Raw genomic sequence first — 18,515 nt, 5'->3', positions numbered from 1 at the left:
GGTGTCCTCAGATCTGCGGGCAGCAGCCCGCCTCGGGTGTCGTGTCCACCCATTGTGATGTGACCTGATCGAGTGGTCAATCAGGGTGCACGAACGTGCAATACTGGCCTGATGAGCGGGTCCGATCGACTGAATGCGGCCTTTGAGGCTGCACTAATGTATTACCAGGACGGCATCACCATGGAGGCGATCGCCGACCGCACCGGCCAGTCCCGCTCGACGATCTCCCGCCTGCTGCGCGACGCCCGTGCCCACGGCCTCGTCACCATCACGCTGCGACCGCCTGGCCAGCAGCGCGTGCAGGCTCTGCAGGTCCGGCTCCGCGACCGCTTCGGCGTCAGTGCCACCGTCGTCCCCGTCGCCCCCACGATGGATGAGCGCGAACGCCTGGACGCCGCGGCCCAGGAGGCAGCCGCCCTCATCGATTCCCTCATGGACACCAGCACGGTCATGGGCATCGCCTGGGGCACCACCATGACTGCTGTTGCCGACGCCATCCGGCCCCGTCCCGTCCCAGGAGCGCGCATCGTGCAGCTCAACGGCGCGATCGACTCCGAAGGCGCCGGCTTCGACTACGCCACCGCAGCCATCAGCCGCCTCGCCCAGAAGTGGGACGCACAGATGCACCCGTTCGCGGTCCCCGCGTTCTTCGACTACGAGGACACGCGCCGAGCCATGTGGCGAGAGCGCTCCACCCGCCGCATCCTCGACCTGCAGAACCGCACCTCCATCGCCGCATTCGGCGCCGGCGCCTTCGACTCCGCCGTCCCCTCCCACGTGTACGCCTCCGGCTACTTCACCAAGGAGGTCACCGAGCAGCTGCAGGCCGACGGGGTCGTCGGCGACGTCTGCACCATCGCCCTGCGGGCCGACGGATCCTGGCGTGACATCGAACTGAACCGCCGCGCCACGGGCCCGAACCCGGACCGCCTGAAGCGGATCCCACGGCGCATCCTCGTCGGCGCCGGATCCTCGAAGGCGCGGGCGCTGCGCGCCGCCCTGCTCGCCGGTGTCGCCACCGACCTGGTGGTGGATGAGAGCGCCGCCGCCGGCATCCTCGCCGACTGACAGCGCTCGGGTCCGAACCCGACCCTGCGATGATGGGACCCGTCCCCAGGAGGAAGGAGACTCCATGTCCTCACGTGCCAAGCGCGGCCCCGCGCGCGGCGGCCGCCCCGCAGCGGGCAGAAGCCGCACCGGTGGACGCGGGAAGAAGCCGTCGGCCCAGGAGCAGCGCCGCACAGGACGTCAGCGCACCTCGGGGGACGGGCATGAGGCCGCCGATAGGCAGGCGGCCAAGGACGAGCGCACGCTGAGGGTCGGATTCATCCCCGGCGTGGAGCCGGACCGGTTCGGCCGTCGCTGGCGTCAGTCGCCGCTGCGCGCGGACCTGGAGCTCGTTCCCCTCGTGGAGCGCGACCCCCTGCAGGCGCTCGCGGCGGGCGAGGTCGACATGGTCTTCGCTCGGTTCGATCCGGCGCAGGTCATCGGCGGCTCCCACCTCGACCCGCCGATCGATCTGCATGCGGTGCCGCTGTGGCAGGAGGTGCCGGTGGCGGTGATGAGCCGCGACAACGAGCTGAGCATCCTCGATGAGGTCAGCGACGCTGATCTCGAGGACGAGCACGTCTTCGACCAGCAGCGCCCGGGCGATGAGAAGGAGCGGGTGCTGATCGTCGGAGCCGGCATCGGCTGCACGATCATGCCGATGTCGCTCGCCCGGTTCCACCACCGCAGGACCGTGGTGCACCGTCCCTACGTGGACGGCGAGCCCACTCAGATCGCCCTGTGCTGGCCGACGGATGCGGACGATGACCTTCGGCAGGAGTTCGTGGCGGTGGTGCGCGGCCGCACCTCCCGCTCGTCGCGGTGATGGCGCGGACGGCGCCTGCCGGCCCGCAGCGGTTCTCCGTGAGCGCTGATCCCATCTCGATACGCTGACGGGGCACAGCACCGCCGTCGAAGGGAACAGTCATGGCCGAGAAGATGAACGTGGAGAGCTTCAACCTGGACCACCGCAAGGTGGAGGCTCCCTACATCCGCATCGCCGACCGCAAGGACCTCGGCAGCGGGGTCCGCCTGACGAAGTTCGATCTTCGCTTCACCCAGCCGAACCGTGAGCATCTCGAGTCCGAGGTGGTGCACTCGCTGGAGCACATGATGGCTGAGCACTCCCGCAACCATTCGGACGTGGTCATCGACATCTCGCCGATGGGATGCCGCACCGGCTTCTACCTGCTGGTCTCCGGCGACATGGAGGCGCAGGACGCCGCGGATCTGGTGGAGGCCACTCTGAACGACCTGGTGGCGGCCGATGAGGTTCCCGCCGCCAATGAGATCCAGTGCGGGTGGGGCGCCCACCATGATCTGGACGGGGCGAAGCGGGAAGCGAGCCGCTTCCTGGAGCAGCGCGAGGACTGGCTCACAGTGGGGGTCTGAGGCTCAGGACCAGCTGTCCAGCCAGATCCGCCACTGCCACTGCTCGTACGGGATCATCTCCCCGGTCCACACCGGCCAGAAGAACGCCGAGACCAGGATGATCAGGCAGGTGAGGGAACCGGCGGCGGCCGCGCCGACCTGTCGGCGCCCCGCCGCCTTCTCATCGCCCGCGGCGAAGAGGGCGGCGCCGCCCGCTGGAGATGCGGCCCGCTTCCCGCGGCGGGCACGGGCCCGCAGCAGGCGCGGACCGATCAGCAGCCCCAGCACGTACACCAGCGCCATCACCATGAACGGTTCGAACACGATGGTGTAGAAGGTGAACACGGTGCGGTTCAGGTACATCAGCCACGGCAGGTAGCCGGCGCCGATGCCGGTGAGGATTGCGGCGGCGCGGCCGTCGCGGCGCCACACCGCGGTCACCAGGAGCACCGGGATGGACAGCGCCGCCGCCCACCACAGCACCGGATTGCCCACCGATGTGATCACCTCAGCGCAACTCTGCGCCGTGCAGCCGTTCTGCCCGTGCTCGGAGGAGGTGAACAGGAACAGGGTGGGTCGCAGCTGCAGCAGCCAGCCCAGCGGGCTCGCCTCGTACGTGTGCCCGGAGTCCAGCCCCACGTGGAACCGGTACGCCTCCTGGTGGTAGTGCCACCAGGAGATCAGGGCCCGCACGGGCCCCGGCGCGGAGGCGTGCCCGTTGCTCTCAGCCCAGCGGCGGCCCCAGCCGTCGTCCGAGACGAACCAGCCGGTCCAACTCGCCAGGTACACCAGTGCCGCAACCGGCACCGTCTGCAGGAACGCGGGGATCGCATCGCGGACGAAGCCTCGGGTGAACCAGTGCGGATCGCGGGCGCGGCGGCGCCGCATCCAGTCCCACACCACGGTGAGGATGCCGAAGAACGCCAGCACGTACAGCCCGGACCACTTCACCGAGCACGCCGCACCCAGCAGGACGCCCGCCGTCAGCCGCCACCCGCGTGCTCCCAGCGGCAGGCCCGAGGCGATCCGCGCATCCGCGCGGTCACGGTCCAGCAGCAGTGCACCGAACGCCAGCAGCACGAACACCATGAGGAAGAGGTCCAGCAGGCTGGTGCGCGAATGCACCAGGTGGGCGCCGTCGATCGCCATGAAGAACCCGGTGAGAGCGCCCAACAGGAGGCTGCCGAGCAGGCGGCGCACGATCAGAACAGCGGCGATGATGCTGATCGTTCCGGCCACGGCCGCGGAGATCCGCCAGCCGACGGGGTCATCGGCACCGAGGGCCATCTGCCCCAGTCCGATGAGCCATTTGCCCAGCGGAGGGTGGACGACGTACGCACCGGAATCGAGGAATGTGGAGACGTCTCCCGCTTCGAACGCGGGGTTCGGGTTCTCCGGCCAGTCCATCTCCACGCCGCGCTGCGTGAGCGTGTAGCCGTCCTTGACGTAGTAGGTCTCATCGAAGATGAGAGTCTTCACCGCACCGAGGCGGTGCAGGCGCAGCATCAGCGCGAACGCGCCGATCAGCAGGGCCGTGATCCAGGCCGCGACGGCGGTGTGGGCGTCTGCGGGCAGGTGGACGGCCCGGGTGCGGCCGACGGAATCAGGAGCTGTGGCTGTGGACACCCCGCCATGGTAGCGGCGGCAGCGGCCCGATCGATGCAGGCGGCGACAGATACGATCAGGACATGAGCGATGAGACTGCAGGCCAGAGCGGCAGCTCGGCACCCGTCGGCGCCGACGCCGTCCTCACCCCCGGGGTGCTGACCCTCGCCGCCACCCCCATCGGCAACCCGCTGGACGCCACCGTGCGCCTCACCCGCGCCCTGCGGGAAGCGGACCTCATCGCGGCGGAGGACACCCGCCGCCTCAAGCGGCTCGCCACCGCCCTCGGCATCCGCCTGGACGCCACGACCGTCTCGTACCACGAACACAACGAGGAGCAGCGCACCGACCGGCTCCTGAGGGCGGCCGCTGAGGGGCAGCGCGTCCTCATCGTCACCGATGCCGGGATGCCCGTGGTCTCCGATCCGGGGTTCCGCGCAGTCCGCGCCGCCCTCGAGACCGGCTGCCCCGTCGATGTCCTGCCCGGACCCTCGGCCCCCGTCACCGCGCTCGCCCACACCGGCATCGCGCCCGACCGGTTCGCGTTCGAAGGGTTCCTGCCGCGGCGCCCCGGGCAGCGGACGGCAGCCCTGCAGCGCATCGCAGCGGACGACCGCACCCTCATCTTCTTCGAATCCCCCCGCCGCACTGCCTTGACCCTCGCAGCGATGCGCGAGGCGTTCGGAGCAGATCGCAGCGCCGCGGTGTGCCGGGAGCTCACCAAGACCCACCAGGAGATCAAGCGGGGCACCCTCGCGGAGCTGACGGATTGGGCCGAGGCGCACGAGGTGCTCGGCGAGGTCGTCATTGTGGTGGAGGGCGCCGGCCCCGAGGACGCCGCCGCGCATGCCGCCGCGCAGGCAGCCGACCCGATGGACCTGCTGCGTGAGCTCGTGGCCGACGGCACCCGCCTGAAGGACGCTGCGAAGCAGGTGGCTGCGCAGGTGCCGGGAGTGCGCTCACGCGACCTCTACGAGCAGGCTCTGGCCGAGAAGCACTGAGGCGGCCGCTGCGCGTCTGACCGGACGCGGGCATGAAAAAAGCGCCCACCGCAGTGGACGCTCATTTCAGATGTGATCCAGCAGATCAGGCATCGATGTCGATCAGACCGCGCTGGTAGGCCTTGGCCAGACGGCGCGGAACACGTGCGGTGCGGCCGCGGACGGACACCTGCACGAGGTCGGTGGCTTCAGCCTTCCACTGGGCGCGGCGCGAACGGGTGCGGGCCCGGGACATCTTGAACTTGGGCACTGCCATGAGAACGCTCCTTGCTCGAATGAAAAAATCTGGGGGCGTGCGTGTGGAACCGACGAATCGGCACGAGCGCACGCAACAGGAGACGATTATGCCAGAGAACCGCCGCGCAGGGGAGAGTATCGGGTCGGGCGTGTGGTGGTGATAACAGCAGTCGGCGGGGTCCGTCGGCCGCCACCCGTACGATGGGTCCATGACTGACTCTGCGCCCACCACGGGCAAGCGCACCCGCGACCAGCGCACCGAGAGCGGAAGCCGTCGCGACCTCAGCTGGCCTCCCCAGCCGGAGGCTCTGCCGCTGCCGGTGACGGACAACCACGCCCACCTCGACTTCATCGACGGCAAAGAGGAGCTCAGCGTGCAGCAGCAGCTCCAGCTCGCGATCGACTCGAACGTCACCGGCGTCATCACCATCGGCTGCGACCTCGCCGCCGCCCGCTGGACCCGCGCCCTGCTCGACGGCAGCGTCGAACAGCCCGCGGACCCCGCTCTGTTCCGCAACCACCTGCGCGCCGGCGTCTCCATCCACCCCAACACCGCGGTCGAACACCGCCGCGGCACCGACCGCGACGGCAACGAGCTGCCCAGCCTCGAGGACGCGATCGCGGAGGTCTCCGACCTCCTCGACCACGACCACATGGTCACCATCGGCGAGACAGGTCTCGACTGGTTCCGCACGAAGCGCGCCGACGAGCACGCCCGCACCGCCCAGATCGACTCCTTCCGCGCCCACATCGCGCTCGCGAAGGAGAAGGGCCTGCCGATGCAGATCCACGACCGCGACGCCCACCAGGACGTGCTGGACGTGCTGGACGCCGACGGGATCCCCGACCGCACCGTGCTGCACTGCTTCAGCGGCGACGCCGACTTCGCCCGCGCCTGCGTGCAGCGCGGTGCCTACATCTCCATCGCCGGGCCCATCACCTTCAAGTCGAACGACTCGCTGCGCGATGCCCTCGCCGCCGTCCCCCTCAACCGGGTCATGGTGGAGACTGACGCCCCGTTCCTCACCCCGGTGCCGTACCGAGGCCGGCCGAACTCGCCGTACCTCATCCCGCACACCATGCAGACCATCGCGGACGTCCACGGCGTCAGCCTCGAGGACGCGTGCGCCGCCGTACAGGCCACCACTGCCGAGGTGTACGGCTGGAGCGGCGCATGAGCGCTCCCTCCCCCCTGCTGACCGCCCCCGAGATCCGGCGCCTCGCCGAGTCCGGCGGCATCCGGCCCACCAAACAGAAGGGCCAGAACTTCCTGCTCGACCCCAACACGGTGCGCGGCATCGTGGAGCGCGCCCGCATCGAGCCCGGCCAGGCCGTCGTGGAAGTGGGGCCGGGCCTCGGCTCCCTCACGCTCGGACTGCTGGACGCAGGGGTGCACCTCGGCTGTATTGAGCTCGATGAGAAGCTCGCCGACCTGCTGCCGCAGACCGTCGCCGCCAAAGGGTTCGACCCGGACTCCTTCGCCCTCACCCAGGGGGACGCCCTCAAGGTGGAGCAGCTGCCGAGGCCCGCTGCCGCGAGCTCGGATGCGACGGCCCTGGTCGCGAACCTTCCGTACAACGTGGCCACACCGATCGTCCTGACCATGTTCGCCCGCTTCGACTCCCTGCGCAGCGCCCTCGTCATGGTGCAGAAGGAGGTCGCGGAACGGCTCGCCGCTGTCCCGGGGTCCAAGATCTACGGCGCGCCGAGCGTGAAGACGGCCTGGTACGGATCAGCGGCGCTCGCCGGCACCATCTCCCGCCAGGTGTTCTGGCCCGTGCCGAACGTGGACAGTGCCCTGGTGCGCATCCAGCGCGACCGGGTCGCCGATCCGGCGGAGCCCGCCCGCGAGGACGTGTTCCGCCTGATCGATGCGGCGTTCGCCCAGCGTCGCAAGACCCTCCGCTCCGCGCTGAAGCCCGCCCTGGGCACCACGCAGGTCGTGGATGCTGCTCTGGAGGCCGCCGGCATCGAACCGACCCGCCGCGGAGAGACCCTCGTGATCTCGGACTTCATCCGCCTCGCAGCGGCAGCATCCGGTTTGCGCTGACGGGCTCGGATGCGGTTTGCTCAGACCCATGACAGTCGGCTCAGTGACAGTGCACGCGCCCGGGAAGATCAACCTCTCCCTGCGCTGCGGGCGCGCAGACGAACGCGGCTACCACCGGCTCGCCACCGTCTTCCACGCGGTCGACCTGGTGGAGACCATCACCGCTGAACGCGCCGATGACCTCACCGTCACCATGTCCGGAGCCGGCTCCGAACACCTGCCGGTGGACGGCACCAACCTCGTGGTGCGCGCTGCGCGAGCCATCCACGAGCGCGCCGCCGTGCTCGGACGCCCCGTCGGCGGCTCCGCCCGCATTCATGTCGACAAGCAGGTGCCGGTCGCCGGCGGAATGGGCGGCGGCAGCGCTGACGCCGCCGGCACGCTCGTGGCCCTGAACCGCCTGTGGGGGCTCGAGCTCGGCCTGCACGAACTCACCGTCCTCGCCCGCGATCTCGGAGCGGACGTCGCATTCCCCTTGCTGGGCCGCACCGCCCTCGGCACCGAGTACGGCGATGTTCTTGAGGCGGTGCCCGCAGCGGGGTCCTGGCACTGGCTGCTCATCGAACCCGGCGGCGGCCTGTCCACTCCGGGCATCTTCCGCCGCTTCGACGAGCTCACCGCGGCAGCCGGCCGCCCCGTTCCCGAGCAGCCCGACGCCGACTCCGCGCTGCTCACCGCTCTCGCCGACGGCGACCTCCACCGCGTGGGGGCGCTGATGGACAACGACCTCCAGGCCGCAGCGTTCGACGCCGACCCCCGCCTGCGCGCCCTCATCGCGACGGCCCGCACCGCTGGCGCGCTCGGCGCTGTCGTCTCCGGCTCGGGCCCCACGATTGCGGTGCTCGCCGTCAGCGGCGAGCACGCTGCGCAGCTGGAGCAGGCGATCCTCGCCGACCATGACGTAGCGCGCACCCACCGGGTCGGCGGCGGAGCCGCCGGCGCGCATGTGACCGCCTGAACGCGTGTTTCCGCGGCCGACGGGCACCCCGCTAGGGTTGGTCCGTGGCACTTCTCCTCGGGGCTGAGTCCCTGCACCTGGCATATCCGAACCGCGTCGTCATCGACTCGGTCACCTGCGGCATCTTCGACGGCGACCGCATCGGGATGGTCGGCCGCAACGGTGACGGCAAATCCACTCTGCTGTCCATGCTGTTCGGCCGTCTCGAGCCGATGGGCGGGCGGGTCACTCCACGCGGCGGTGTCCGCATCGGGCTGCTGGCGCAGTCGGACAGCCTCGATGACGAGGCCACCGTCGGCCACGAGATCGTCGGCCATCTCCAGGAGTACGAGTGGGCGGGCGACCCCCGCATCCGCGACGTCGTCTCCGGCCTCGTCTCCGACATCCCCTTCGACCGCCTGATCGGCGCCCTCTCCGGTGGGCAGCGCCGCCGCGTCGCGCTCGCGCAGCTGCTGGTGGGGGAGTGGGACCTGATCGGTCTGGATGAGCCCACCAACCACCTGGATGTGGAGGGCATCGCCTGGCTCGCCCGGCATCTGAAGAACCGGTGGCCGAAGAACCAGGGGGCGCTCGTGGTCATCACCCACGACCGCTGGTTCCTCGACGAAGTCTGCACTGCCACCTGGGAGGTGCACGACGGCATCGTGGAGCCGTTCGAAGGCGGCTACGCGGCGTACGTCCTGCAGCGCGTGGAGCGCGACCGGATCGCGGCCCAGGCGGAGCAGAAGCGGCAGAACCTGATGCGCAAGGAACTGGCGTGGCTGCGCCGCGGCGCCCCCGCGCGCACCTCGAAGCCGAAGTTCCGGATCGACGCCGCCAATCAGCTCATCGCCGATGTGCCCGATGTCCGCAACTCCCTCGAACTCAAGCGCATGGCCACGGCGCGCCTCGGCAAGAAGGTCGTGGACCTGGAGGACGTGGGCGTGGCCTACGGCGACAAGCAGGTGCTCGCGGATGTCACCTGGCTCATCGCCCCCGGTGAGCGCACCGGCATCCTCGGCCAGAACGGCGCAGGCAAATCGACCCTGCTGAACCTCATCGCCGGAGCGATCGAGCCGACCAGCGGTCGCATCACCCGCGGCAAGACCGTGCAGGTGGCGATCCTCGACCAGCAGTTCCGCGAGCTCGCGGAGATCGGCGACAAGCGGGTCCGCGAGGTGCTCGCCGAGTACCGGACGTCGTTCACAGTGGACGGCAAGGAGCTCAGCCCCGCCCAGCTGCTGGAGCGCCTCGGCTTCACGAAGGACCACCTGTCGACCCCGGTGATGGACCTCTCCGGTGGCCAGCGCCGCCGCCTGCAGCTGCTGCTGGTGCTGATGAGCGAACCGAACGTGCTGATCCTCGATGAGCCCACGAACGATGTGGACACCGACATGCTGACCGCGCTGGAGGACCTGCTGGACTCCTGGCCCGGTACCCTGATCGTGGTCAGTCACGACCGCTACCTGATGGAGCGCGTCACCGATCAGCAGTACGCGGTGATCGACCAGGGGCTGCGGCACCTGCCCGGCGGGGTGGAGGAGTACCTGCAGCTGCGGGCCGCCCAGGACTCCCGCCCTGATGCAGCGGCCACGGCACGCGGCTCCGACGGGTCCGCCGCACCAGAGGGACAGGCGCTCAGCGGAGCCGAGCTGCATGCCGTGAAGAAGGAGGTCTCCTCCATCGAACGACGCATCGACCGCCTCACCGCCGAGATCGCTCGCCTGCACGATCAGCTCGCCGCCCACGACCCCACCGACTTCGAGGGGCTCAGCGCCCTGCACGCGCAGGTGCGCGAACGCGAGGAGGAGATCGAGCAGTTGGAGGAGCGCTGGCTCGAGCTCACAGAGCTCACCGGTTGATGGACGCGGCCACGGGCGAGGCCGGCTGGCACAATGGGCGCATGACTGCTGAGCGCGTAATCGATTCGCCCCTGGGGCGCCTGCTGCTGACCGCTACTGACCGCGGCGTCAGCGCCGTCAGCTTCGAGGCGGACCTCGACGTCCCCCGCGACGCCGACCGTTCATCGCCCCAGCGGGACTGCGCACCCAGCAGCGGGCAGCACCCGTCGGCCGCTCACCACCTCGAGCGCGCCGAAGCGGAGCTCGCCGAGTTCTTCGCGGGTGAGCGCAGAGGATTCACCGTGCCGCTGGCACCACCGGCCACCACGGAGCTGCGCCGCGCCGTTCATAACCACCTCGCGCAGATCCCCTACGGCACCACCCGCACCTACACGCAGGTCGCCGATTCCGTCGGCCGCCCGAGGGCGACCCGCGCAATCGGCTCCGCCTGCGGCTCCAACCCTCTCCCCATTCTGGTGCCATGCCACCGCGTGCTGCGCGCCGACGGGTCGCTCGGCGGCTACCGCGGCGGGCTCGAAGCGAAGCGGATGCTGCTGGACCTCGAATCGGGCCGCTGATGGACCCCCTGTTCGGGGACGAGCTCGTGCAGCGCCCGATTCCGGAGCTGCCGCCGGGTGCCCACTTCGTGCCCGGGTTCCTCACCCTGGAGCAGCAGCGCTGGATCGTCGGCCAGTTCCATCGGTGGGTCGAGGGACCGGTGCCCCTGCACTCCACCACGATCCGCGGAAACCCGATGAGCGTGCGCACCGTCTGCCTCGGGTGGCATTGGCGCCCCACTGGCTACACGCGGGAGGCCGTGGACGTCAACGGGCGCCGCGTGCTCGACTTCCCCGACTGGATGGGGCGGCTGGGTCGGCGCGCCCTCACCACCGCCACCGGGGACGAGAGCGCCGCGGTCCGCTACCGCCCCGACACCGCCCTGGTGAACTTCTACGACTCCACCGCCCGGATGGGCATGCACCAGGACAAGGACGAAAAGGCCGACGACCCGGTGGTGTCCCTGTCCATCGGTGATTCCTGCCGCTTCCGCTTCGGGAACACCGAGACCCGAAACCGGCCCTATCAGGACCTTGAGCTGCGTTCGGGCGACCTGTTCGTGTTCGGAGGGCCGTCCAGGCTCGCATTCCACGGTGTGCTCGGCACCCGGGCGGGCACCGCGCCCGACGGATGCGGCCTCACCAGCGGCCGCATCAACATCACGATGCGGGTCACCGGCCTCAGCGGCTGAGCATCACCGCGTCGTGGACCATCACTTCAGGGGAACGCGCCGCACCCGCTGCCGATGATCCAGCGTGTTGTGCCCGTTCATCATGCGTGAACGCAGACTGTCGTAGCGGCGAGTGGGCCGATCGTACATCTGCACATCGACCACTTCGACACTGGTCTGAGTTTCGAACTCGTAGGACTTATCGGTGTTGCGGTAGTACTGGTAGATCGCGAAGTACACCGTGAGCCCCACCAGCAGCATGCCGCCGAGCGGGAACAGGATGTAGCTGATCGCTTCGTTCATCGTCGGTGTCCTTCTCAGAAGACATTGGCGACAAGCGGCGCAAGGAAGCCCAGCACCAGCCCGCCGAGGGAGGCGAGCGCGGACACGGCGATCAGCTTGCCCTGCGACACGGGGACGGAGCCCATGGTGCGCCCCGTGCGGCCGTTCACGGCGATGTAGTGAACGAACTGGCTGCCGTCGGACCGCTGCTCCATGTGGCTGTACAGCCACACCGGCAGATAGATCGACACCCAACGGCTGCCGTGCACGTCCAGTCCCTCCCGCTCCCAGACCACACCGCGGTCGTACAGCGGCAGCATGCCGGAGGCGCGGGCGCGGGCGATGGACAGGAAGCCGTCGGCCGCTTCTCCGCCGAGGTCGGCGATGTTCGTGTCGCGCCGCTCCGAGGTGAATCCGCTGAGGTAGTTCGGGTTGTAGGCGACGGCGTTCTTCGTATCGAACGGCTGCACCGCATTGATCACGTTGTTCGTGTTCACGGCGGTGTTCATGTGGGCGCGGTCCGCGTTCGACTCGAGCGGCAGGTCGTCCACGCGCAGGGTGAAGCGGCGACCGAACTCGTACTCCTGCGCGATGTAGTAGGTGCGTCGTTTGTCGTCGGAGCCGACTGTGCGGGTGCCGAGGTGCTCCTGGCCCCGTCCCTGCAGCTCGACGTCCATGGTCGCATCCACCAGCATGTACGGCATGTACACCCCGAGGATGTTCTGCGGCTGGAACCCTTCCTTGAAGGCGGCGGTGGCGAACGCGCGCCGGGATCCGGCGAATTCGCGGATGTTCTTGACGGCCGCCTCATGCGGCACCGTGAACGGCAGGATCGCGTCCGGGATGCGGCCGTTGCCGATGCGCTGGCCGAGGCTCAGCACCTGTCGGCACCAGTGGCAGCGCGCCTGAGCCGCCTGCTGCGGATCGATGACGACGTCGGCGCCGCAGCCGGCGCAGCGGATCGTCACCACTGAGTCGTCCTCGACCAGGTTCGCAGCACCGGAGCCGTGCACCGTTCCTCGCAGGGAGCCGATGGAGGAGTCGAACCCGAACTGCTGGTCCGCGTTCGCCTCGTTCCACTGGAAGCGGCAGTAGGTGCACACCAGAGCGGCCGCTACGGGGGAGTACCCGATCTCCGTGGAGCCGCAGCGGGGGCACTTCTGGAAGCCGCTCTGCTGGCCGCGCGAGGTGTCGATGACCTGCTCGCCGACGGGGCGGACATCCGTCATCGCTTCGTCACTGGCTTCGGTCCCGTTCAGCGGCGCGCCCTGCGGATCGGCGGCGACCCGGTGGGCGTCGTGTGCTCCCTGGGGGATGGGACGCGGGGCGTTGGGATCGAACGGGGCGGACATCACAGGCCGAGCGCGCGGTTCTTCGCAGCGTCGTAGTCCTCTTGGGAGATGAGGCCCTGGTCGAGCATCTGCTTGAACTGCGCGAGCTTCGCCACGGGATCCTCGCCGCTCTGGGACCCGTCGGCCTGCCCGCCCTGAGTCTGGCCGCCCTGCGCCTGACCGGCCCCGCCGTCCTGCTGGGGCGCTGCCTGCTGCTGACCCTGCTGCGCGCCGGCGAACGGCGTCTGGTTCGTTGGCGCGGCCATGCCGCCGAGCGCACCGGCGCCCATGCCCATCATCGCCAGGCCCGCACCGCCGCCGTTCTGGCCAGCGGACTCCACGCCGCGCGCGAACGCCTGGCTGGCGAAGGAGCGGGAGCGGTCGCCGGAGAGGGCGTCGGCCTTCTTGACATCGGACAGCAGGCGGCGAGTGTCCTCGTCGTACTCGATGGACTCCATCGCGACCTTGACGATCACCAGACCGCGGTCCGCCGCCCAGCGGTAGTTCTCCTCCACCGCGGCGCCGAGCGCCTGGGCGAGGCCCATCGAATCCTGCTGGATGCGGGTGATGCGGTGGTCCTTGTCCTCGTCGTTGGTGTACTTCGAGAACGCTGCGGCGAGGGAGGCGACGACCTCGCGGAACAGCTGGTCCGCGGCGTCATTGCTCATGTCCGTGAAGTCGAACGGCTGAGCGTTCGGCTGGAGGTGCCTCGCGGGGACCCAGTTGTGCACGAACAGCAGCGGATCCACGATTTTCATCGTGTACGACCCGCGCGCCACGGCGCCCACCTGCGCGTTCATGTAGCGGTCGTCCCAGTAGATCTCCGACTGGGTGCCGAAGCGGTTGTTCGGCAGCTCCTTCAGCGACACGAACATCGCCAGCTGCTGGCTGCCGGGCTGCCCGCCGAACTTGAAGCGCTCCCAGGTGGTGGACACGGTGGAGGCGATGATGCCGTTGCCGGCGAACACGGAGCGGGAGTTCGGATCGCCGGAGGCCCAGATGTACCCGCCCGGCTCGGTGATCAGGCCCGTGGTGCGGCCGTCCTCCATCGTGATGAGGCCGTAGCCCGGCGGCACCACGATCTTCGACCCGTTGGAGATGATCGACTCGCTGCCCTTGGTGTTCTGGCCGCGACCGGCGTTGGTGCCCTTCGAGACGGCGGGGAACAGAGCGGCCGTCGGCGCAATGCCGGACGGAACGGTGAGGAAGTCCAGCCACTGGTCGGCGAAGGTGCCGCCGAGTGCGCCGGTGAATGCCTGGATGAAGCCCATGAGGTCCTCCTGAAGTGGATGGTTCAGCGCCGATGTGACGGGCGCCGCTGCAGACAATCCAAGCACAGCCGACGGCGCCCACCTGCGTGTCAGCCGGGGGAGGGGTCCCCACCCGGGCTCGACGGAGACGTCACGGAGGTCAGGCCGACGGGTCCTCGGCGTCCGCCGGCGCCTCCAGCGCGAGCAGAAGACTGCGCAGAGCATCGCCCATCTGCTCCTGCGCGCCCGCGGGCAGGGCGTCGAGGAACTCCTGTTCGGCGTCCATCAGCGCACTGATCGCCTCATCGGCCAGGCGGATGCCCTCCGCCGACAGCTGCACCACCACGCTGCGGCCGTCCTCGGGGGCGCGGGCCCGCGTCACCAGGCCCCGCGCCTGCAGCTTGTCGAGCCGGGTGGTCATGGTCCCGGAGGTCACCAGGGTCTCCTGGATCAGCAGTCGGGGAGTGAGCTGGAACGGGTCGCCGGCGCGGCGCAGTGCGGAGAGGACGTCGAACTCCCAGCCGTCCAGGCCGACCTTCGCGAAGACATCGCGCCGCAGGTTCTCCTGGATCCACGCGATGCGGGAGATGCGGGAGAACACGTGCAGGGGAGTGGAGTTGAGATCGGGCTGCAGCTGCTGCCAGGCCCGGACGATGCGGTCCACCTCGTCCATCGCGGGGCGCTCAGCTGTCATCGTCTGCGTCTCCTCGTCTCGTCGGGTCTCTTCCGACGGCTGCCGGTCCAGGCGGCCCGCGCGGGGTCCGCCGTCGGTGTCGGAGGCGACCCCAAGTCTCACACATCCCGGCTCGGCAGATTAAGCGAATGGACAGGCCGAGGCTTAGGATCGGGAGCGTCCCCTACGGGTCATCCGCGATGGTGTAATCGGCAACACATCAGATTTTGGTTCTGAGATTCCAGGTTCGATTCCTGGTCGCGGAACGGCAGTGATCTGCAGATCGCGTCGCCGCCAACCGATGAAGGCCATCCGAAGGAGCCATTGAGTGGACTCTCAGACGCCAGCAGCAGTCGTCGTCCTCGCAGCAGGGGCCGGCACTCGAATGAAGTCCAAGCTTCCGAAAGTCCTCCACCCCGTGTGCGGGCAGTCGATGCTCGTGCACGCCATCGGCGCGGCCGGTGAGACGGGCACCCCAGAGGTCGTCGCCGTGGTGCGGCACGAACGCGAGCAGGTGGTCGGCCATCTCGCCGAGCACGCACCCCAGGTGAAGATCGCCGACCAGGACGAGATCCCCGGCACCGGGCGCGCCGTGCAGTGCGGCCTCGAGCAGGTCGCCGCGGAGACCGGCACCGTCCTCGTCACCTACGGCGACGTCCCCCTCCTGCAGGGCGACACCCTCCGCGCACTCATGGAAGCGCACGCCGGCTCCGGCGCCAAGGTCTCCGTCCTCACCGCTCACCTCGAGGACCCCACCGGCTACGGCCGCATCCTGCGCGAGTCCGACGGCGGCGACGTCCTCGGCATCGTCGAACACAAGGACGCGACCGAGGAGCAGCGCGCGATCACGGAGATCAACTCCGGCATCTACGCCTTCGACCTCGACCTCCTGCGCACCGCGCTCGCCCGCGTCACCACCGATAACGCCCAGGGCGAGATGTACCTGACCGATGTCCTCGGCATCGCCCGGGAGCTCGGCCACCGCGTCTGCGCTCACCCGATCGACGACATCGACCAGGTCGAGGGCGCCAACGACCGCGTACAGCTCTCCCAGCTGGCCCGCGAGATGAACCGACGGATCCTGGAGCGCCACATGCGCGCCGGCGTCGGCATCGTGGACCCGGAGACCACCTGGATCGACAGCACCGTCACCATCGGCGCCGACACCGTCATCCGCCCCGGCGTCCAACTGCACGGCACCACCGCCATCGGCGCGGACTGCGAGATCGGCCCCGACTCCACGCTCACCGACATCACCGTCGGCGACGGCGCCTGCGTGGTCCGCACCCACGGCAGCGGAGCCTCCATCGGTGAGGGCGCCTCCGTCGGCCCCTTCACCTATCTCCGACCCGGCACCGTGCTCGGCGCCGCCGGCAAGATCGGCGGCTTCTGCGAAACGAAGAACGCGCAGATCGGCGACGGCGCCAAGGTGCCGCACCTGTCCTACGTGGGTGATGCCCAGATCGGTGAGGGCACCAACATCGGCGCAGCCACGATCTTCGCCAACTACGACGGCGTCAACAAGCACCGCACCGTGGTCGGCAAGCATGTGCGCGTCGGCAGCGACAACGTGCTCATCGCTCCGGTCACCATCGGCGACGGCGCCGCCACCGGCGCCGGCACCACCGTCTTGGAGGACGTCGCCCCCGGTGACCTCGCCATCAACACCGTCTCCCAGCGTACGCTGGAAGGATGGACCCTGAAGAACCGCGCCGGCACCGCGGCAGCCGATGCCGCCGCAGCGGCTCGTGCATCGCACTCCACGCCGACCGACACATCCACCGAGAACGGAACTGAGGAGAAGAAATGAGCGGCATCAGCACCAAGGGTGAGAAGCACCTCGTGCTTGCGGCGGGCCGGGCGCACCCCGTGCTCGCTCAGGAAGTCGCGAGCGAGCTCGGCATCGACCTCCTGCCGATGGACGCCTGGGACTTCGCCAACGGCGAGATCTACGTGCGCTACGGCGAAAGCGTGCGAGGTGCGGACGTCTTCGTCCTCCAGGCGCACCCGGCGCCGCTCAACAACTGGCTGGTCGAGCACCTGATCATGGTCGATGCCCTCAAGCGCGCCAGCGCCAAGCGCATCACCGCGATCGCTCCGTCCTACCCGTATGCGCGCCAGGACAAGAAGCACCGCGGCCGCGAGCCGATCTCCGCCCGCCTGGTCGCCGACCTGTACCGCACCGCCGGCATCGACCGCATGATCTCGGTGGACCTGCACGCCCCTCAGGTCCAGGGCTACTTCGACGGTCCCGTCGACCACCTGATGGCCATGCCGATCCTGTCCGGCTACGTCAAGGAGCACTACGGCGATGAGGACCTCTGCGTGGTCTCCCCGGACGCCGGCCGCATCGCCGTCGCGGAGAAGTGGGCGAAGGTGCTCGGCAGCGTGCCGCTGGCCTTCATCCACAAGTCCCGTGACCCGAAGAAGCCGAACCAGGCAGTGGCCAAGCGCGTCATCGGCAATGTCAGCGGCAAGACCTGCATCCTCGTGGACGACATGATCGACACCGCCGGCACCATCGTGCAGGCAGTCGAGGCGCTGAAGGAGAACGGCGCGAACTCCGTCGTGGTGGCGACCACCCACCCGATCTTCTCGGACCCCGCCACCGAGCGTCTGCGCAACGCGGACATCCGCGAGGTCATCTGCACCAACACACTCCCGATCCCGGAGGAGAAGAAGTTCGAGACTCTCACGCAGCTGTCGATCGCACCGCTGCTGGCCCGTGCGATCCGCGCGGTCTTCGATGACGGCTCGGTGACGAGCCTGTTCGACGGCGACGTCTGATCGGTCCTGCCGCTCGCCCCGGGCACGGGGAAGCGGTGAGCGCGCACCAGGCGCGGACGGCCTCCACCGTCCGCGCCTTTGTGTTCGAGGTGCTGGGAGAGCATGAAGAAGGGCCTCGGAGCCGCGTCCCTCCTCGCAGCTCCGAGGCCCTGACGGGGCGGTGTCAGCCCCGGGGGACCGGTGGGACCGGGCTCAGCGGAGCCACGAATCCTCACCGACGATCTGTGCCCACTTCCGGCCGAAGCCGAGGTGGTCCTGAGCGCCGACGCCCAGCAGGACGATCAGCACCAGTGCCATCAGCACGTGGTCATCAACGAACGGGTTGGTGCCGAACGGGTACGCCGCCAGCGCCATGAACAGGTACATCGCCACGCCGCTGATGGTGGCGACCTTCATGCCGATCCCGAGCATCAGTGCCGCACCGATGCCCAGAAGCCCGGCCATGAACAGGATGTCGGTGAACGGATTGATCGACACCAGGGCATTCCACACGCCGGTGAGGGGATTTCCTGCTGGAACTGCGTGCGTGAGGAATCTGGTGGTGGGGCTGCCGCCGTTCAGCACCGACTTCCCCGGTTCGGTGCCGACGCCGAGGCCGAACAGCTTGTCGAAGAATGCCCAGAGGAACACGAAACCGGTCAGGATGCGCAGCACACCTGCCGCGGGGAACATCCAGGATGCGACGCCACGGCGCTCGTCCGTACGGGTGAGAGCGGCTGTCGAGTCGGTGGGGTGGAGATTGCGGGGTGCGGTCGGGGCAGTCATCGCAGGGCCTTTCTGGCGAATCCCTATTCTTCTGCTTCCTGGATTGGCGTCTTCTCTGAAGTCGGTTCCACCGTATCCCTGTGAAAGACCCAAAAAAAGGGACCAGTGTC

Annotated in this window: 19 protein-coding genes and 1 tRNA gene; 13 read left to right on the top strand and 7 right to left on the bottom strand. The window is 69.2% G+C overall.

Annotated features, from left to right (window positions below):
* The first annotated feature begins 156 nt into the window (after positions 1-156).
* The 3 genes from FHX50_RS04535 to FHX50_RS04525 all read left to right on the top strand — a co-directional run bounded on the left by FHX50_RS04535 (position 157) and on the right by FHX50_RS04525 (position 2,439).
* On the top strand, positions 157-1,068 hold the full coding sequence (locus FHX50_RS04535) for a sugar-binding transcriptional regulator (RefSeq protein WP_246370661.1): 912 nt from the start codon (positions 157-159) through the stop codon (positions 1,066-1,068).
* 64 nt (positions 1,069-1,132) lie between these two features.
* On the top strand, positions 1,133-1,873 hold the full coding sequence (locus tag FHX50_RS04530) for a LysR substrate-binding domain-containing protein (RefSeq protein ID WP_221187098.1): 741 nt from the start codon (positions 1,133-1,135) through the stop codon (positions 1,871-1,873).
* Between the two features lie 101 nt (positions 1,874-1,974).
* Positions 1,975-2,439, top strand: a complete 465-nt coding sequence (locus tag FHX50_RS04525) for an S-ribosylhomocysteine lyase (RefSeq protein ID WP_183374834.1) — start codon at positions 1,975-1,977, stop codon at positions 2,437-2,439.
* 3 nt (positions 2,440-2,442) lie between these two features.
* On the opposite strand, the gene FHX50_RS04520 is transcribed toward FHX50_RS04525, so the two are convergent.
* Positions 2,443-4,044: a phospholipid carrier-dependent glycosyltransferase gene (locus FHX50_RS04520; RefSeq protein ID WP_183374832.1), complete on the bottom strand. Its 1,602-nt coding sequence runs from the start codon at positions 4,042-4,044 to the stop codon at positions 2,443-2,445.
* A gap of 62 nt (positions 4,045-4,106) precedes the next feature.
* Here FHX50_RS04520 and rsmI point away from each other — a divergent pair, with 62 nt between their 5' ends.
* On the top strand, positions 4,107-5,024 hold the full coding sequence (rsmI, locus tag FHX50_RS04515) for a 16S rRNA (cytidine(1402)-2'-O)-methyltransferase (protein ID WP_183374830.1): 918 nt from the start codon (positions 4,107-4,109) through the stop codon (positions 5,022-5,024).
* An 85-nt stretch (positions 5,025-5,109) separates the two neighbouring features.
* Here rsmI and rpmF read toward each other — a convergent pair whose 3' ends face one another.
* Positions 5,110-5,280 (bottom strand): 50S ribosomal protein L32, encoded by a 171-nt coding sequence (rpmF, locus tag FHX50_RS04510; protein WP_183374828.1) that lies wholly within the window; start codon positions 5,278-5,280, stop codon positions 5,110-5,112.
* A gap of 190 nt (positions 5,281-5,470) precedes the next feature.
* On the opposite strand from rpmF, the gene FHX50_RS04505 reads away from it, so the two are divergent.
* Genes FHX50_RS04505 through FHX50_RS04480 form a run of 6 tightly spaced genes read left to right on the top strand, consistent with a single transcriptional unit; the run spans position 5,471 to position 11,338 of the window.
* Entirely contained in the window at positions 5,471-6,439 is a 969-nt protein-coding gene (locus FHX50_RS04505) for a TatD family hydrolase (RefSeq protein ID WP_183374826.1), read from the top strand.
* Positions 6,436-7,311 (top strand): 16S rRNA (adenine(1518)-N(6)/adenine(1519)-N(6))-dimethyltransferase RsmA, encoded by an 876-nt coding sequence (gene rsmA, locus FHX50_RS04500; RefSeq protein WP_183374824.1) that lies wholly within the window; start codon positions 6,436-6,438, stop codon positions 7,309-7,311. The genes FHX50_RS04505 and rsmA overlap by 4 nt, the downstream gene beginning before the upstream one ends.
* 28 nt (positions 7,312-7,339) lie before the next feature.
* Positions 7,340-8,269: a 4-(cytidine 5'-diphospho)-2-C-methyl-D-erythritol kinase gene (locus FHX50_RS04495; RefSeq protein WP_246370660.1), complete on the top strand. Its 930-nt coding sequence runs from the start codon at positions 7,340-7,342 to the stop codon at positions 8,267-8,269.
* A gap of 44 nt (positions 8,270-8,313) precedes the next feature.
* Positions 8,314-10,110, top strand: coding sequence for an ABC-F family ATP-binding cassette domain-containing protein (locus FHX50_RS04490; protein WP_183374820.1), 1,797 nt, complete (start codon positions 8,314-8,316; stop codon positions 10,108-10,110).
* 41 nt (positions 10,111-10,151) lie between these two features.
* Positions 10,152-10,667 carry a methylated-DNA--[protein]-cysteine S-methyltransferase gene (locus tag FHX50_RS04485; protein ID WP_183374818.1) on the top strand — a complete coding sequence of 172 codons (516 nt, stop codon included), beginning with the start codon at positions 10,152-10,154 and terminating at the stop codon, positions 10,665-10,667.
* Complete coding sequence (locus FHX50_RS04480; protein ID WP_183374817.1) at positions 10,667-11,338, top strand: alpha-ketoglutarate-dependent dioxygenase AlkB family protein; 672 nt, start codon at positions 10,667-10,669, stop codon at positions 11,336-11,338. The genes FHX50_RS04485 and FHX50_RS04480 overlap by 1 nt, the downstream gene beginning before the upstream one ends.
* A 21-nt stretch (positions 11,339-11,359) precedes the next feature.
* Here FHX50_RS04480 and FHX50_RS04475 read toward each other — a convergent pair whose 3' ends face one another.
* The 4 genes from FHX50_RS04475 to FHX50_RS04460 form a co-directional block, all read right to left on the bottom strand.
* Positions 11,360-11,620, bottom strand: a complete 261-nt coding sequence (locus tag FHX50_RS04475) for a hypothetical protein (RefSeq protein ID WP_183374815.1) — start codon at positions 11,618-11,620, stop codon at positions 11,360-11,362.
* 14 nt (positions 11,621-11,634) lie between these two features.
* Complete coding sequence (locus FHX50_RS04470) at positions 11,635-12,951, bottom strand: TFIIB-type zinc ribbon-containing protein (protein WP_183374813.1); 1,317 nt, start codon at positions 12,949-12,951, stop codon at positions 11,635-11,637.
* A complete protein-coding gene (locus FHX50_RS04465; protein WP_183374811.1) occupies positions 12,951-14,201 on the bottom strand; it encodes an SPFH domain-containing protein in 1,251 nt (416 codons plus the stop codon). The genes FHX50_RS04470 and FHX50_RS04465 overlap by 1 nt, the downstream gene beginning before the upstream one ends.
* Positions 14,202-14,340: 139 nt before the next feature.
* Positions 14,341-14,874, bottom strand: coding sequence for a MarR family winged helix-turn-helix transcriptional regulator (locus tag FHX50_RS04460; RefSeq protein ID WP_183374809.1), 534 nt, complete (start codon positions 14,872-14,874; stop codon positions 14,341-14,343).
* Positions 14,875-15,047: 173 nt separating this feature from the next.
* Here FHX50_RS04460 and FHX50_RS04455 point away from each other — a divergent pair.
* From FHX50_RS04455 to FHX50_RS04445, 3 genes are all read left to right on the top strand, one after another.
* Positions 15,048-15,119, top strand: a tRNA-Gln gene (locus tag FHX50_RS04455).
* 62 nt (positions 15,120-15,181) lie between these two features.
* Positions 15,182-16,663, top strand: a complete 1,482-nt coding sequence (glmU, locus tag FHX50_RS04450; protein ID WP_183374807.1) for a bifunctional UDP-N-acetylglucosamine diphosphorylase/glucosamine-1-phosphate N-acetyltransferase GlmU — start codon at positions 15,182-15,184, stop codon at positions 16,661-16,663.
* Positions 16,660-17,640: a ribose-phosphate diphosphokinase gene (locus FHX50_RS04445; RefSeq protein ID WP_183374805.1), complete on the top strand. Its 981-nt coding sequence runs from the start codon at positions 16,660-16,662 to the stop codon at positions 17,638-17,640. The genes glmU and FHX50_RS04445 overlap by 4 nt, the downstream gene beginning before the upstream one ends.
* A 192-nt stretch (positions 17,641-17,832) precedes the next feature.
* Here FHX50_RS04445 and FHX50_RS04440 read toward each other — a convergent pair whose 3' ends face one another.
* Positions 17,833-18,405 (bottom strand): hypothetical protein, encoded by a 573-nt coding sequence (locus tag FHX50_RS04440; protein WP_183374803.1) that lies wholly within the window; start codon positions 18,403-18,405, stop codon positions 17,833-17,835.
* Positions 18,406-18,515: the final 110 nt, after the last annotated feature.

The sequence above is a fragment of the Helcobacillus massiliensis genome, from assembly GCF_014191425.1.
GTDB lineage: Bacteria > Actinomycetota > Actinomycetes > Actinomycetales > Dermabacteraceae > Helcobacillus > Helcobacillus massiliensis.
This window is presented reverse-complemented; position numbering and strand designations above follow the sequence as displayed.

Bases quoted from the DNA above. Each gene is read 5' to 3' on its own strand.
- FHX50_RS04535 (WP_246370661.1), top strand. From the start codon at position 157: ATGTATTACCAGGACGGCATCACCATGGAGGCGATCGCCGACCGCACC.
- FHX50_RS04530 (WP_221187098.1), top strand. From the start codon at position 1,133: ATGTCCTCACGTGCCAAGCGCGGCCCCGCGCGCGGCGGCCGCCCCGCA.
- FHX50_RS04525 (WP_183374834.1), top strand. From the start codon at position 1,975: ATGGCCGAGAAGATGAACGTGGAGAGCTTCAACCTGGACCACCGCAAG.
- rsmI (WP_183374830.1), top strand. From the start codon at position 4,107: ATGAGCGATGAGACTGCAGGCCAGAGCGGCAGCTCGGCACCCGTCGGC.
- rpmF (WP_183374828.1), bottom strand. From the start codon at position 5,280: ATGGCAGTGCCCAAGTTCAAGATGTCCCGGGCCCGCACCCGTTCGCGC.
- FHX50_RS04505 (WP_183374826.1), top strand. From the start codon at position 5,471: ATGACTGACTCTGCGCCCACCACGGGCAAGCGCACCCGCGACCAGCGC.
- rsmA (WP_183374824.1), top strand. From the start codon at position 6,436: ATGAGCGCTCCCTCCCCCCTGCTGACCGCCCCCGAGATCCGGCGCCTC.
- FHX50_RS04495 (WP_246370660.1), top strand. From the start codon at position 7,340: ATGACAGTCGGCTCAGTGACAGTGCACGCGCCCGGGAAGATCAACCTC.
- FHX50_RS04485 (WP_183374818.1), top strand. From the start codon at position 10,152: ATGACTGCTGAGCGCGTAATCGATTCGCCCCTGGGGCGCCTGCTGCTG.
- FHX50_RS04480 (WP_183374817.1), top strand. From the start codon at position 10,667: ATGGACCCCCTGTTCGGGGACGAGCTCGTGCAGCGCCCGATTCCGGAG.
- FHX50_RS04475 (WP_183374815.1), bottom strand. From the start codon at position 11,620: ATGAACGAAGCGATCAGCTACATCCTGTTCCCGCTCGGCGGCATGCTG.
- FHX50_RS04470 (WP_183374813.1), bottom strand. From the start codon at position 12,951: ATGTCCGCCCCGTTCGATCCCAACGCCCCGCGTCCCATCCCCCAGGGA.
- FHX50_RS04465 (WP_183374811.1), bottom strand. From the start codon at position 14,201: ATGGGCTTCATCCAGGCATTCACCGGCGCACTCGGCGGCACCTTCGCC.
- FHX50_RS04460 (WP_183374809.1), bottom strand. From the start codon at position 14,874: ATGACAGCTGAGCGCCCCGCGATGGACGAGGTGGACCGCATCGTCCGG.
- FHX50_RS04445 (WP_183374805.1), top strand. From the start codon at position 16,660: ATGAGCGGCATCAGCACCAAGGGTGAGAAGCACCTCGTGCTTGCGGCG.
- FHX50_RS04440 (WP_183374803.1), bottom strand. From the start codon at position 18,405: ATGACTGCCCCGACCGCACCCCGCAATCTCCACCCCACCGACTCGACA.